Below are 13,734 nucleotides of genomic sequence, written 5' to 3' on the forward strand. Positions count from 1 at the left end.
CCGACAGGCCTTAAAGTACTGACAGAGCAGATGGTACCGACCTGCCGGACCACGTGCAGCCGGCAGAGCTTTATGACGGGCTCGATTGCCCATTGCCAACCCCCGTCTATGCTTTAGAGACGGAACATCAAGGAAGGACTCTTATGAAAACACTACTGATAGGCACATTGTTCGCCCTTTCCCTGCTCGCAGGCGCCCCTCTGCATGCCCAGGACGATCCGGTGAGAGTCGGCATGTCGGGCCAGTACTTTCCCTTCACGTTTGTGGAGCAGGATCAGCTCAAAGGCTTCGACGTGGACATCATGGACGCGATCGGTAAGGAAATGGGCCGCGAGATCCAGTATGAAACCGCCAACTTCTCCGGACTGTTCGGCATGCTGGAATCCGGCCGCATCGATACCGTGGCTAACCAGATCACCATCACCGAGGACCGCAAGAAAGCCTATCTGTTCAGCGAGCCCTACGTCTACGACGGCGCCCAGGTGGTGGTGCGTGAGGGCAACGATGAGATCCAGGGCGTCGAAGACCTGAAAGGCAAGACCGTCGCGGTCAACCTGGGCTCGAATTTCGAGGCCTTGCTGCGGGAGCTTCCCTACGCCGATGAGATCGACATCAAGACCTATGAAAGCAACCTCGAACGCGACACTGCCCTGGGTCGCGTCGATGCCTTCGTCATGGACCGGGTGAGTGCCGCCCAGATCATCAAGGAAAAGCCCCTGCCACTTGAGCTGGCTGGCGAGCCATTTTCCAAGATCACCAATGCCTACCCGTTCCGCGACACTGAAGACGGGCGTGCCCTGCGGGATGAGGTGAACAAGGCAATGGCCGCCCTGCGCGACGAGGGCACCCTGAAGTCCATATCAGAAAAATGGTTCGGCACCGACATCACCCGTCCCTGAGGGGCACAACGAGGCCTGCTCGCTATGGACGTGCTGAACTTCGAGTACATGATCGGGCTGGTACCTGTTCTGCTCAGGTACCTGCCTCTCACACTGCAGCTGGCGGGCATCGGCATGGTGCTTGCGCTGATTCTCGCCTGCCTGTTTGCGGTAGTGCGGGTGCTGCGCATTCCGGTGCTCAACCAACTGACCATCGTATTTATCTCGTTCTTCCGGGGCACGCCCCTGCTGGTTCAGCTGTTCCTGTTCTACTATGGTCTGCCCCAGCTGGTCAGCGCCCTGACGGTGATTGATGGCATCACGGCCACTATCATGGGGCTGACCATGCACTTTTCCGCTTACATGGCCGAGTCCATCCGTGCGGCTATTGTCGGGGTCGACCGCAGCCAGACCGAGGCGGCTCTGTCCATCGGCATGACCAACGGCCAGTTGATGCGTCGTATCGTTCTGCCCCAGGCCACCCGGGTGGCATTGCCGACCCTGATGAATTATTTCATCGATATGATCAAGGCAACCTCCCTGGCGTTCACCCTCGGGGTCACGGAACTGATGGGCGCGACCCAGAAAGAGGCCGCCGGCAGCTTCCTGTATTTTGAGGCGTTTATTGTCGCTGCCATCATGTACTGGGTGGTGGTTGAGATTCTGTCCAAACTCCAGAATTACCTGGAATTCCGCCTGAACAAGGCCTATAGCCGATGATCAAGCTGGAGTCGCTGAGCAAACATTTTGGTGAGACCGTAGTGCTTGAGAGCATCGATCTGGCCATTGAGAAGGGCGAGATCGTCGTGATCATCGGGCCGTCGGGCACCGGTAAATCCACTCTGCTGCGCTGCATCAATTTCCTGGAGCAGCCAACCGCCGGCACCATGACCGTGGGCGACCTGACGGTGGATGTGAATCGGGCCACCCGGAAAGAGATTCTTTCCATGCGCCGGCGCACGGCGTTTGTATTCCAGAACTACGCGCTGTTTGCCAATAAAACCGCGCTGCAGAATATTGCCGAGCGCCTGCTGGTGGTGGACCGCTGGCCAAAGGAGAAGGCCTACCGGAGAGCCCGGGAAATACTCGAACAGATCGGCCTGGCAGATAAGGCCGATGCCTATCCGGCGTCGATGTCCGGCGGGCAGCAACAACGGGTTGGCATTGGCAGGGCCATGGCGGCCGGTGCCGAAGTGATCCTGTTTGATGAACCCACCTCCTCCCTGGACCCGGAATGGGTGGAAGAGGTGCTGGGTCTGATGAAACAGCTGGCCTCAGAACGGCAGACCATGATGGTGGTCACCCATGAGATGTCGTTCGCCCGGGATGTGGCCGACAGGGTCATCTTTATCGATGGCGGCCGGATCGTGGAGCAGGGGCCGCCCAGTGAGATTTTCTACCATCCGAAAGATCCCCGCACGAAGGATTTCCTGAAGAAAATCCTGGCTACCAATCCAGTCTAGGTGCGGTCTACCAGTTCTCCCCGAACGGTCGGACATCCAGTTCAAAGGTCCAGGCAGAGGGGTGCTGCTGGCTGAGATGCCAGGCGGCATCCGCCACCGCATCCGGTTTGACGAAGAAATCGTCGGGCTTGTCTGGCAGCATTTCGCGGGTGCGGGGCAGGTCGACGACACCATCGATAACCACGTTTGCCACGTGGATTTTTTCCGGGCCGAGCTGGCGTGCCAGTGACTGGGCCAGACTACGCTGGGCCGCCTTGGCCGAAGCAAAAGGTGCCGTGTTGGCCCTGCCACGGGTTGCCGCTGAGGCGCTGGTGATAATAATGCTGGCATGATCATGCTGACGCAGCTGGGGCAGGACCGCTTTGGCGGCCGCCGCCAGACCCAGAACGTTGATGCGCCAGTTGGCCTCAAAATCGTCAAGACTGGCCTCTTCAACGCTTTTGAATACGCCTCCTCCGGCGTTATACAGAACGACAGACACGGTTCCGAGCTTGCGCTCTATCGCTGACAGCACCGATTCGATCTGCTCCGGCTGGGTCATATCGCAGGGGAAGGCGTGAGCACTGTCAATCGATTGCTCAAGTTCCTCCAGATAGTCCTTGCTGCGCGCCAGCATCGCAACCTGAAAGCCGCCATCGCTGAATCGCCGCACATAGGCCTCGCCATTACCTGGCCCCACACCCATAACGACGCACACGTTCTTCATTGTCTTTCTCTCCCGCCGGTGGTACCGGCTAGTTTCTTGGTAAACGGTCAGTCTCGTGTTGATCAACGTTAGTTCCACATTACTCCGACCGTAACAGAACGCAAAGGCGACGAGTCCAAGCAGTCTCAACCCCGGGGAGGCGTGAATGGCAACAGACGTCTACTGCAGCGGATCTATGCTCCCTCAACGCTTCGGGCCCAGTTTCAGCCATCGGGAGATAGTCGAGTCCGGCCTGCGGGTGAGGTACCAGGGCAGCAGAGACATTATCGCGAGAATGACCACCGCGGCCGCCATGGTCAACCAGGGGTTCAGCTCGAAGGTTGTGCCCAGACCTGCAAATACAAAGGTCATGGGGAGCATTCCGACCAAGGTGGCCGCCGCGAACCGCCAGGCATGGATAGCGGTAACGCCGGCGGCATAGCTGATCAGGGCGAAGGAAAAAAGTGGAATCAGCCGGGTCAGAAAGACCGTCCAGAACAGAAAACGTTGCGACCCGTCAGAGGCGAAGACAGGATTACCAGACAGCTTTTTAGCCAGGACCTCGCGGCCCAGCAACCTGGCTGCGTAAAACGCAATCATGGCGCCGGTCAGTGCCCCGCTTGCCGCCAGCAGAGTGCCGGTGAGGACGCCAAAGGCCAGGCCCGCGGCCGCACTGACTGGCAGGGTCGGTATGGGCCCCACCACAACTGCCAGTACCATCATCAGGAACAGGAAGACCGGGCCCCACACACCCTGGCCGTTCAGCCAGGCTGACAGGGCATCCGGAGACAGGCTCGCCGGCATACCCAGTTCTCGCAGAACCAGCCACAAAACAGTCATTACCAGGGCAAGCGCTGCCACTATGCCGAGCCGGAAAGACCAGGCTGAAGAAAGTTTATGGAATGCCGACAAATAGAGACCAACTCTGGTAATGGGTGTAACCGTTTTGGGACATCGCCTTGAATTCGAAATAATTAAAAGCTATTCCGATCAGCAATATTATAAATTATTTTTTTAGCCTCTTTGACTCATTATCCGCGTATCTAAGCATGCAAATCGCAGGCTGTCCGAAATATAAAGAAAGAAGACATATGATTGATAAAGAAGAAGCGCGTCTCTCGGTGCTGAGACAGCTAAACCTCCTGGATACGCCTCCCAGCGAGAGCTTTGACCGTATCACCCGAATGGCCAGTCTGCTGTTTGACCTGCCCATAGCCGCTGTCTCCCTGACCGACCATGACCGCCAGTGGTTCAAGTCCAGAGTGGGAGTAGACCACTGGGAAATCCCCCGTTTCAAGGCCTGCTGCGGCGAGGTGGCCGATACCGGGGCCGTTCTGGTGGTCACTGACCTCCTTGATTCCACCCAATACCGTGACAGCCATCTCGCAGAATCAGGTATTCGCTTTTATGCCGGGGCGCCATTGGTGACCAGTGACGGCTACACCCTCGGCGCCATGTGCGTGCTGGGTACTCAGCCCCGGCAGGTAACGGATCAGGAAAAGTCCATTCTCAAAGACCTTGCTGCCATGGTCATGGCACAGATCGACCTTCAGCATGCGGTTGGACGCGTTGATCCGGCCACGGGGCTGCCCAATTACCTGAGATTTGTTGAGGACCTATCGGACCTATCCCAGGACTACCCTGAAGGCCACCGTCATGTTCTCAGCACCGAGCTGGTCGACCTTGAGCAGGTCAATGCCCTGCAGCGGGTGATGGGCCCGGCCTATCTTGAAGCCCTCTCCCGCACCGCCGCCAGGGAGATCCGTAACCAGTTGGGGCGCCAGGCAATCCTCTATCATATAGGTCCCTGCCAGTTTGCTCATATTGAAACCGGCGACAGAACTGAGGTGTTGCAGCGTGCCACAGGCCTGCGCCAGGCCCTGATGGGCGTCACGGTCAACGGTGAGGCGCCTTTCATGCTTCGGCCGGTCGTCGGGGTGGCGGCCATCCAGTTGGGCCGGTCCCAGCCGGACACTGTCTTACGACACGCCCACAGCGCCTGCCGTGACGCCCGTGACAAGGAACAGGGGGCAGGCTTCTATTGCCCGTCATCCGATAGCCTATACAAGCGCAGGTTCGGCCTGATCGCAGCTTTCAGAGCTGCTCTTACGTCCGAAGACCAGCTGTATTTGGCCTTTCAGCCGCGGGTGGACATGAGCACCGCCCGAGCCATTGGCGCTGAAGCCCTGCTGCGCTGGCAGCATCCTGAACTGGGCAATGTGTCGCCGGCAGAATTTATTCCCCTAGTGGAAAATACATCCCTCGCCCGTGACCTTACTGACTGGGTCATGGCCAGCGTCATAAAGCAGGCGGCCTTCTGGCGTCAGCAGGGACTGAGCTTGCGCATATCGATCAATATCGCGGCCGCCAACCTTGAAGAGGAAGACTTTATTGAACGGTTGCTTGGCTACCTGGACACAGAACAGTTGCCGCTCAGCGCCGTTGAGCTGGAGCTGACCGAGAGCGGGCTGATCAGCAATGGTCTGAAAGCCCGGAAGCAGCTTGAAGACCTGATAAAGCGGGGTATCCGGATCGCCATAGACGATTTCGGAACCGGTTACAGCAGCCTTGCCTATCTCCAGTCAATTCCGGCCCAGGTGGTGAAGATCGACCGCTCTTTCATTAGCGAGCTCGGTCGTCGTCAGCGAAGCCATACCCTGGTCCGCTCCATGATCACCATGGCTCAGGAGCTGGGCTACAGTGTCGTTGCTGAAGGCGTGGAATCGGTCGAAGCCTGGGATATCCTGCAGTCGCTGGGTTGCGATGAAGTTCAGGGTTACCTGATTGCAAGACCCCTTGAATGTGAGAGCTTCATGCACTGGTTCAGGGGGCTCGGCAGGGGAGCTGAGTGGACCTCTTCTAGAATCGTGCCTGACCAATAACCATTACGAGCCCGGCGCAAGCCCCTCCCCAATAGGTTGCGGCCATAAATCGCACTGGTAGCGACCCTGACACCCGAAGACCAAATTTGTTACGGCCGGTCTCGATAACATGAGTTTGTTTTGAGTTGGGTTACGGCCGTTTGCAACGCTAGGCACGCTTCAAATGGACTAAAAACCCAAGCAGTATAAAAAAACCAAGGCTCCAGCTGCCGGCGGCCAGCAGGTGGAATGTCAGACCCGGTGCCACAGTCCCAGCAGCCAGTCTCGCCAGTGCAGCGATACTGATCAGCCCAACGGCCACATACATAAGCGCGGGCAGGGAAGTGTCTTTCCGAACGCGTTGGGCACGGGTGCGGGCCATCACGGTCAGCGTCAGTGTTCCCAATGCGCCGACGGTCAGGCCATGAATAGCGGTAGACGCAGGAAGTATGTCTGCCATTAAGGCCAGGGCGATCAGCAACCAGCCAATGATTAACCAGAGGTATCCGAGCATCAGGGCCAGCAGGTCCGGGCGGTCGAGGCAGTGTTTCAGAGGCCAGCGCAGCAGTCGCGCCAGTGCAGTACCGGCAGCGAGGATGAGCAGAACCCCGATAAGCATCCGCAAGGGTGGCCAGAGAAGCACATTCAGAACCAGAACCGACGCCATCAGGATCAGCACGGTGCCTTCCAGGCGAGGCTGGACCCGTGCCTCAAGCTCGCGATTCTGCTTGAGCATGTGTCCGGCTACGGCCGGCGCTAGTATTCGCCCTCCCATGAAAAACATAAGCGTGCTCAGAAGCAGAATGGCTTCTAGCAGCACCCCATACAGGGGGCCTGGCATAGCCGCCTGATACAGGCCCATAAAGAGGGCGGCTGCAATGCAGAGCCCGAGAATCACCGGTGCTACTGCCTTGTTGCGCCATTTCTTGGCCGAACGGGCAAACCGGGGGATAACCCGATAGGCGAGCAGACTGGCGAAAGCGATATTGGCCAGCGCCGCCATAAAGCTGGTCGGCCAGCCCAGGAAGCTGATACGACTGGCAATCCAGAGGCCAAGGGTCAGGGCTATCCACCGCCTTGGCTGAGGGCCCAGCACATAGCCTGCCACCACCGCCATTGCAAAGCCGAAGAGCATCTCATGGGCATGACCAAGGGAACCCTGCAGTCCCGGTGGGCCTGCGACCAGACCGAATTGTGCCAATACCGACCAGGGCAGCGCCAGGGCCCCATAGGCCGCAGCCACAGGAAAGAAATAAAGGCTGGCAAAGGGCTGGCGAGCTTTCTTTGACAAGGCAGACCCCTGAGGTCAGACGAGCGGAGTTTCTATCTCAAAACTGTGATTGAGGCAGCATTCGCAACCCTGCTTATGAGATGCTCCCGGTAGCGCCCGGGCAAACGCGATGATAAAACCAGCTGCCAGTATCAATTGCGCGATGTGTGAAGCCAGGTCTGTTGTCATGGTGCGTGCGCTCCCCAGGCAGGCCTTTTTCGAGTGAACCATAAGTCCGCAGAGTGCGGACTCCATAACAATCATATTTAATACATCTTTAATTTACAAGTAACACTTAAAGGTGGCAAGGAGGCTTGAATGGAAAAGCGGTCACTGCCGCTGGTGCTGGCCGGGCCGATTCTCAGGCATTGCACAGCTGAGAGGGTGACGCTGTGGATGGTGGGGTCCTGCCCGCTGTCTCTGAGGTTACGGTTGTTTCGAGAGGGATCGGACGAACCCTTGTTTGATCAGCTGATGACGGAGAAGCAGATCACCCGGGTACGAGTCGGAGCCTCGGCCTACCTGTACCTGATCGATGCCGGCCTGAACCTGACCTTGCCGGTAAATAGCCGTATTGGGTATGACCTTGGCGTATCCGATTCTGGACCGGCTGGCCAGGAGGCGGGCCACGAAGCCTGGATCCGGGACTGGGCGCCACACCTTTGCCTCCCCGGCGCTCACCGTCCCGATTTCGTTATCAAGGATCGGGTGGACCGCCTTCTTCATGGCTCATGTCGCCGGCCCCATTCCGCAGCGGCCGACGGTCTGGTGAGGGTGGATGCAACCCTGCTTGAAGCCCAGGCAGATGTCACAATGCGTCCGGCCCTATTGCTGCTGACCGGAGACCAGGTTTACTGCGATGACGTTGCAGGCCCGATGCTCCGCTCAATACACGGTCTGATCGACCGCCTGGGCCTGTATGAGGAAGTGATCAGCGGAAGCTCTGTGGCCGACAGCAGGGCGCTGCGTGACAGCTCCGATACCTACTTTCATCGGGAAAAGCTGCTGCCGGATATACGCAGTAATGAGGCTCTGCTGGAGCGTTTCTTTGGCGGCGTCCGCAAGCCGGTGTTCACCACCGCCAGCGCCCACAATCACCTCATCTCTCTCAACGAAGTTATTGCCATGTACCTTCTGGTCTGGTCGCCCGTGTGCTGGACCCTTGGCAGCGCTGAGCAGCCGGCGCTGAAACCGGGTGACGCACTAACCTACCAGCGGCAACAGGGGTTCATCGACGACTTTGTGGTCGGGTTACCAAGGGTTGCCCGGGCGCTGGCTCACCTGCCCACCTACATGATCTTCGATGACCACGACGTTACCGACGACTGGAATCTGTCCGCGCTCTGGGAGGCCACCACCTATGAGCACCCCTTCTCGCGACGCATCGTCGGCAACGCTCTAATCGGCTATTTGCTGTGCCAGGGCTGGGGTAATAATCCCGATGGGTTTGATGACATTATGGACTCTGTCCAGGCGGTGACGTCTTCAGCAGAGCAGGGGGCTGTGCTCGATCAGTTCTTGCAGGATCAGCTTATCGATAGCCTGCTGGACTTCAAGCACTGGCACTACAGCCTGCAGACCAGGCCCCGGCTTGTGGTGCTGGACACCCGTACCCGACGCTGGCGGAGCGAAGTCAACCGGGCCAGACCCTCGGGCCTGCTCGACTGGGAAGCCTTGAGCGATTTCCAGCAGGATGTCATGGGGGAAGACGCTGTAATTGTTGTTTCCCCAGCACCCATGTTTGGCGTCAAACTCATCGAAGTCATCCAGCGGGTGTTCACTTTTTTTGGCAAACCCCTGACGGTGGATGCGGAAAACTGGATGGCTCACCGGGGCGCCGCCAACGTGCTGCTGAACATCTTCGGCCACTCACGAACGCCGGAAACCTTCGTGATTCTCTCCGGGGATGTCCACTATTCCTTCGCCTACGACGTTCGCCTCCGTCACAAACCGGACCGCCCCAGAATCTGGCAAATCACCAGCAGCGGCATCAAGAACGAATTTCCCCGTTCGCTTCTGGAATGGCTGGACCGTCTCAACCGCTGGCTCTATGCACCCTGGTCACCTCTCAACTGGCTAACCAAGCGCCGCCGCATGCGCATCACGCCAAGGGAGCCTGAGGGGCGTAATGCCGGCGAGCGGCTCTGGAACGATGCCGGTATCGGTGTGGTGGAGCTGGATGAGACCGGCGCGCCGACAAACATAGGGCAGCTGAACTCAGGTTCGGGAGGGACGCGGTTTCTTGAGCCGGATAGTGACCAGTAGGCGTCTCAGGGACTGTGACACGTTCTTGAGTACAACCAGGAGTGAGCCAGAAAAGAACGCCTCAGAAACGAAAAAAGCCCCTGAATCAGGGGCTTTCTTGCAGTTGTTTGGTGGAGACGGCGACAACCGAATTTCAATTCTATGCTATTGAATAAATTGGCAAATAATAATTATATAGGGCTTTGTGCCCCCAAATATGCCCCCAATGTTTAGGCGTGTGACGCCGATTTATTTACCCAAAATAGCATAAAAGTTATCAAACCTGGCCGGCCAGACTGATAGAGTTTCAACACATGAAATTGGTATTGGACTGAGGCATGTCAGAGCAAATTCCACCCAGGCGACAGAAATCAGGGCCCGAACCAGAAGTAACTGTTGAGTTTATCATCTTGGCCTGGTCTCACACCCAGTCGGGCAATGATTGCTCCAGTTTGATCAGCTCCTCTACTTGGACTCGGGTAAGGTGGCTTCGCATACGCTGATGCTTATTTTCCAGCAGATGAAAGGTGCGATGGTGCATTCCTTTTGGGCGCTGTAGAGCTTGGGTGCCATACCTACTAAGTTGTTGATCGCAACTGGCTTCGATAGACCTCAATCGCCGGAGAAGTCTCTGAACCTGGTTCTCTCGTTGGCTCTCGTAAGCGATCCTCCAGCACTGCCGGCAGTACAACGGTTGCGGCCCATATAGAATGGCGACCCGTCTGCCACACCTGTCACTTGGGCAGAGAAACCACGGGCGGTGGCCACCAAAATGGCAAGCTGTCCAGGCGATATCGATAAACTGGGATGTAAACTCGTAAGTCTGTTGGTAGCGCGGAGTGAATTTGATCTCCAGATGATCCCGATGTGTGCCTACCGAAAATATTCCAAGCTTCACGCCTTGTTTGTACTGATGCAGGTTATAAGCCTGCCCGGGCTCAAGGAGCTGTTCTGCTTGGAGGTTGCGAACATCCAGGCTGATGAATTGTTCCGGAAACGGCTTTGCAGTTTTGGAGGGCTTTCTCCCGCTAAATATTCCGCCCATCGTTTGCTCCTTTTTTTCGAAATCAATAGCGAACTTTTTAGGTTTTTTAAGTCGCTCGGGGTATGAAGAACTGGCATGTTCGATTATCGGCATCCCATAACCCTGCAGGAGGTTCTGGCTGATGTGCGGCACAATGGCCAAGCTTGGGGTGGTCAATTCGTCGAAAATGCCTGCAGTCTTGGCAGTGCACATTGTCCGGTCGAGGTATCGGTCGTCCCGAGCACCTATTCCAGCACCAAGTGCAGCCAAGCACATAATCATCAAACCATAGCCAAATTGGGCCACAGTGTTTGCATAAGGCAGTCTGGGTGTAATGCCTGGGACGGGCACCACGGTTTATCTCAACCCTTTCCGATAGCGAATCCGTGAACGCTTTCAGAGCTGCGTCACCGATTTCACCCTTACGCCAACTCTCACTATCTGCAAGTGTAACTGCGGCTGCAATTTCATGGAGCTTAACTGTTGGATCCTCACACGCATCTGCCAGAGCTTCTTTTAGCTGCTTCGCCCCGTCTTTAGTCCCCAGCGCAATATTCGCATTATTCGCACAATTACCCGGATAAGATGATTTTTGCTTATTGTGCGAATTCTGCGAGGTGAAACTGCCATTTGGGGATGAAGTGGCTCCGAGTATCTCCCGCCAACTCATCGCCATGTCTCCACAATGTCTGGTCGTACGCAGATCAAAGGTGATGGCCGGCGGCCAGGTCCTTCGCTCGGAATCTCGATAACTTTGATGTAACCCCGTTCTTCCAAAACCTCGATTGCGGGTCGAAGATTTTTGACGCGATTAAAGGTGCCTTTCAGAGCCTCAAAAGCATCGCGCAGGGTGAATCGATTGCGTCGAGCCCGGCATATCCAGTCCCAAACGAATCTGGCTTCTCCCGTGTTTGGATCGGCCCCCATCAGATCCAGTGCTGCAAGGCTATGTTGGGTGATGGTGGCCATGATGCTCAGTGCGGAATCCATGGTCTCTTTGGGGATGTCCGCCATCCAAGGGGCACCATGGGCATGTCTGATTGCGTGCAGCACACCGGCGAGGCGTAAAGCCGCTCCCGGTGCCTTGCCAGCCCAGTCAGTGAAGTTCTCCAACTTACCTCCGGGGCGCATTTGCCCTTCGATGTAAATGGCAAAAGCATGATGCTCGGTCCTTGCTGCACTGCTCAAATGCAGGTCATGTGGGACAGTGACTTCTTCCCTACCTGTTGCCGGCTTCCAGTTAAGCATTGCGTGGATGCCTGCCTCATAGTTTTCGGTCAGGTGCTTTGGGACAGGGTTAGGGGTCAACTTTCGATAGCCCAATAGCGATGGAGGCAAAAGATAGAGGAATCTGCCCAATAGCCCCCGCCCTCTAAATCCGGGCTTTGAAGATAGACCCCGCAGAACATCCGGTTGGGGGCTCAGGCCAATGGTGAGCAAAGGATTCTTCAAAAAAACTGCCGGCCTACTTCCTCGGTCAACCCGATCAGCGTCACCACTGTGTGATTTCAGGACCAGATCAAGGTTGGGAATGCCATTCGAATAGCGCCCATTTAAAAGTTCGAATATTCCACCTTCAGACGACAACCAAGCCATGCATTCATCTTGCTCTGCAAGCAAGGAGCCTAACCGCTCCGGCGTGACATCGGCGGTCCAGATCTGCGGAGGTTTGGGCACTTCCGGGATATTGGCCTCAATATCCGCCACTTCTTGAGCCAATTCTCGCGCCCTGTTTTCGCCTTTTTCTTTGGCAGCCTTACCTCGCAATTCTTTTGCCCGTGCCTCTATTGTCATGCGTTCACTACTGAGTCGCTTGATCTCATCATTCAGAGCGGAGGCTTGGGACTGCTCCCAATTCACTAGTGGTGCAGTTGCCGCAGCCTGAACCGCGCTCTTTCGATTTCCAGGTGGAAGGGCGGCGACGATCCATATGTTGCAGGGTTCGGTGTGACCCTCATTCAACTCAACCCGGACAGAGCGAGCTGCCGCGGTAGAGCAAGCTGCCAGGATCATACCGACAGCAAGTTCAGGCGAGGTCTCGGTTTCGGCAGCAACCGCACGGGCATATTCTCCGGCCCAGTCGGGCAAAAGCTTGGGATCGAGCCCAGGTAAACTGGGTGCGCTCAATGGAATTAGGTCTGGCCAATCATCAATTTCTGGAGGCTTCGCGTTTATCAATCCAACATTCATAGTTCTGCTCCCATCAGAAATAATGCAAGATCGTTGAAGTCAGTCAGATGATCGGGTGCAGCTTCTGGCCACTCGGGAAGTGCAAGCAGAGCTCCGGATGCAATTGCAGCAGCCTTTGCTTTGGTGACGCCGGGGTTACCTGTCGTGAGTCGGTCATCGTCGCCAGCGATGATTAGTCGAGTCTCTGGATAGAGTTTTTTGATCCCTAGGGCGACCGGTGCGAGATTTCCGGCATCAATTCCTGCGATGACGGTCAGACCAGGCTTGTGCTCAGCGAGAGTGCATCCCGTGGCCCATCCCTCGCAGATGACAACTGTTTTGCCTGTATCAAGACGACCAGCTACGGGAATAAAGCAACCATGCTTCCGCCCTTGCGCCAGAAGGCGTTTTGAACCATCGGCAGCGATGAACTGCAAACTCGTTATCGAGCCCGAAAGGTCAGTTATGGGTAGGACCAAAGTGTGCCGGTATACTTTGGCGTTGTGCTGGCCGATTCCCTTGGCTATCAGGTACGGAAAATAGGGTACCTCGGTTGTCGCTGTGCTCCAGATATCTCTTGCAAGCAAAGCAGCGTGATGTTGCAGCCTCCTTTTATTCTCCAGCTCCGCCAATCTTTCTCGGTGGATCTTTTCCGTGATCTTTTTCCGTTGTCTCGGAGGGAGCATTGGCTCTGAATGAGCTCTCCATGTTTCTTTGAAACCGGCGGACCAGTCGCCAAAGCTACCGAAGAAGCCGCATTCAGAAAGTCGGCACCATCCCGCTCGATTAGTGCGTGATTTGCCCAGGCCGGGGAAGCGGTATATGCGGCCACTCTTGATGTGAGGTGGGGGATTGAGTCCGGTTGCACGGATGGCATCGAGGAAGGGGGCGCAATCACTCATTACTTGGCCCTCCTGTCATTGCCTGAATTCAGCCTTTCTCTTTGGTCGATTGCCTCGTCAAGCCAGTTATCGATCTCCTCTTCGATCCAACCAACCGTTCTTCCACCTAACGCGATAGGTTGCGGGAATTTACCTTGGGATATTCTTAGGTAGATCGTGCTTCGAGACAGGCCGGTAAGGCTTTTTACGGAGGGTAATCGGAGGATTCTCTTGGTCATTTTCAGACTCCTTTGACGTG

12 protein-coding genes are annotated in these 13,734 nt (G+C 56.5%); 5 read left to right on the forward strand and 7 right to left on the reverse strand.

Annotation, left to right across the window (positions count from 1 at the left end; genetic code table 11):
• Positions 1 to 143 precede the first annotated feature (143 nt).
• The 3 genes from G7W63_RS11430 to G7W63_RS11440 are packed head-to-tail and all read left to right on the forward strand — an operon-like array spanning position 144 to position 2,341.
• On the forward strand, positions 144 to 899 hold the full coding sequence (locus G7W63_RS11430; RefSeq protein WP_166257649.1) for an amino acid ABC transporter substrate-binding protein: 756 nt from the start codon (positions 144 to 146) through the stop codon (positions 897 to 899).
• 24 nt (positions 900 to 923) lie between these two features.
• On the forward strand, positions 924 to 1,598 hold the full coding sequence (locus G7W63_RS11435; RefSeq protein WP_166257652.1) for an amino acid ABC transporter permease: 675 nt from the start codon (positions 924 to 926) through the stop codon (positions 1,596 to 1,598).
• The gene (locus tag G7W63_RS11440; protein ID WP_166257655.1) at positions 1,595 to 2,341 is read left to right on the forward strand and encodes an amino acid ABC transporter ATP-binding protein; all 747 of its coding nucleotides are present in this window, start codon (positions 1,595 to 1,597) and stop codon (positions 2,339 to 2,341) included. Before G7W63_RS11435 ends, G7W63_RS11440 begins: the two co-directional genes overlap by 4 nt.
• A gap of 7 nt (positions 2,342 to 2,348) precedes the next feature.
• Here the strand turns inward: G7W63_RS11440 and G7W63_RS11445 are convergent, their stop codons facing one another.
• Both G7W63_RS11445 and G7W63_RS11450 read right to left on the reverse strand, forming a co-directional pair.
• On the reverse strand, positions 2,349 to 3,047 hold the full coding sequence (locus G7W63_RS11445; RefSeq protein ID WP_166257658.1) for an SDR family NAD(P)-dependent oxidoreductase: 699 nt from the start codon (positions 3,045 to 3,047) through the stop codon (positions 2,349 to 2,351).
• Between the two features lie 183 nt (positions 3,048 to 3,230).
• Positions 3,231 to 3,866, reverse strand: coding sequence for a TVP38/TMEM64 family protein (locus tag G7W63_RS11450; RefSeq protein ID WP_166258375.1), 636 nt, complete (start codon positions 3,864 to 3,866; stop codon positions 3,231 to 3,233).
• 251 nt (positions 3,867 to 4,117) lie between these two features.
• Here G7W63_RS11450 and G7W63_RS11455 point away from each other — a divergent pair, with 251 nt between their 5' ends.
• A complete protein-coding gene (locus G7W63_RS11455) occupies positions 4,118 to 5,908 on the forward strand; it encodes a sensor domain-containing phosphodiesterase (RefSeq protein WP_166257661.1) in 1,791 nt (596 codons plus the stop codon).
• Positions 5,909 to 6,056: 148 nt separating this feature from the next.
• On the opposite strand, the gene G7W63_RS11460 is transcribed toward G7W63_RS11455, so the two are convergent.
• Positions 6,057 to 7,178, reverse strand: a complete 1,122-nt coding sequence (locus tag G7W63_RS11460; RefSeq protein WP_166257664.1) for an NnrS family protein — start codon at positions 7,176 to 7,178, stop codon at positions 6,057 to 6,059.
• 297 nt (positions 7,179 to 7,475) lie between these two features.
• Here G7W63_RS11460 and G7W63_RS11465 point away from each other — a divergent pair, with 297 nt between their 5' ends.
• Positions 7,476 to 9,422 carry a metallophosphoesterase family protein gene (locus G7W63_RS11465; RefSeq protein ID WP_166257667.1) on the forward strand — a complete coding sequence of 649 codons (1,947 nt, stop codon included), beginning with the start codon at positions 7,476 to 7,478 and terminating at the stop codon, positions 9,420 to 9,422.
• Between the two features lie 400 nt (positions 9,423 to 9,822).
• Here the strand turns inward: G7W63_RS11465 and G7W63_RS11470 are convergent, their stop codons facing one another.
• From G7W63_RS11470 to G7W63_RS11485, 4 genes are all read right to left on the reverse strand, one after another.
• Entirely contained in the window at positions 9,823 to 10,731 is a 909-nt protein-coding gene (locus G7W63_RS11470; protein ID WP_166257670.1) for a hypothetical protein, read from the reverse strand.
• A gap of 360 nt (positions 10,732 to 11,091) precedes the next feature.
• Positions 11,092 to 12,615, reverse strand: coding sequence for a YfjI family protein (locus G7W63_RS11475; protein ID WP_166257673.1), 1,524 nt, complete (start codon positions 12,613 to 12,615; stop codon positions 11,092 to 11,094).
• Positions 12,612 to 13,496, reverse strand: coding sequence for a toprim domain-containing protein (locus G7W63_RS11480; RefSeq protein ID WP_166257676.1), 885 nt, complete (start codon positions 13,494 to 13,496; stop codon positions 12,612 to 12,614). The genes G7W63_RS11475 and G7W63_RS11480 overlap by 4 nt, the downstream gene beginning before the upstream one ends.
• Positions 13,496 to 13,714, reverse strand: coding sequence for a helix-turn-helix transcriptional regulator (locus G7W63_RS11485; RefSeq protein ID WP_166257679.1), 219 nt, complete (start codon positions 13,712 to 13,714; stop codon positions 13,496 to 13,498). The genes G7W63_RS11480 and G7W63_RS11485 overlap by 1 nt, the downstream gene beginning before the upstream one ends.
• Positions 13,715 to 13,734 lie beyond the last annotated feature (20 nt).

The sequence above is a fragment of the Marinobacter salicampi genome (genome assembly GCF_011074795.1).
GTDB lineage: Bacteria > Pseudomonadota > Gammaproteobacteria > Pseudomonadales > Oleiphilaceae > Marinobacter > Marinobacter salicampi.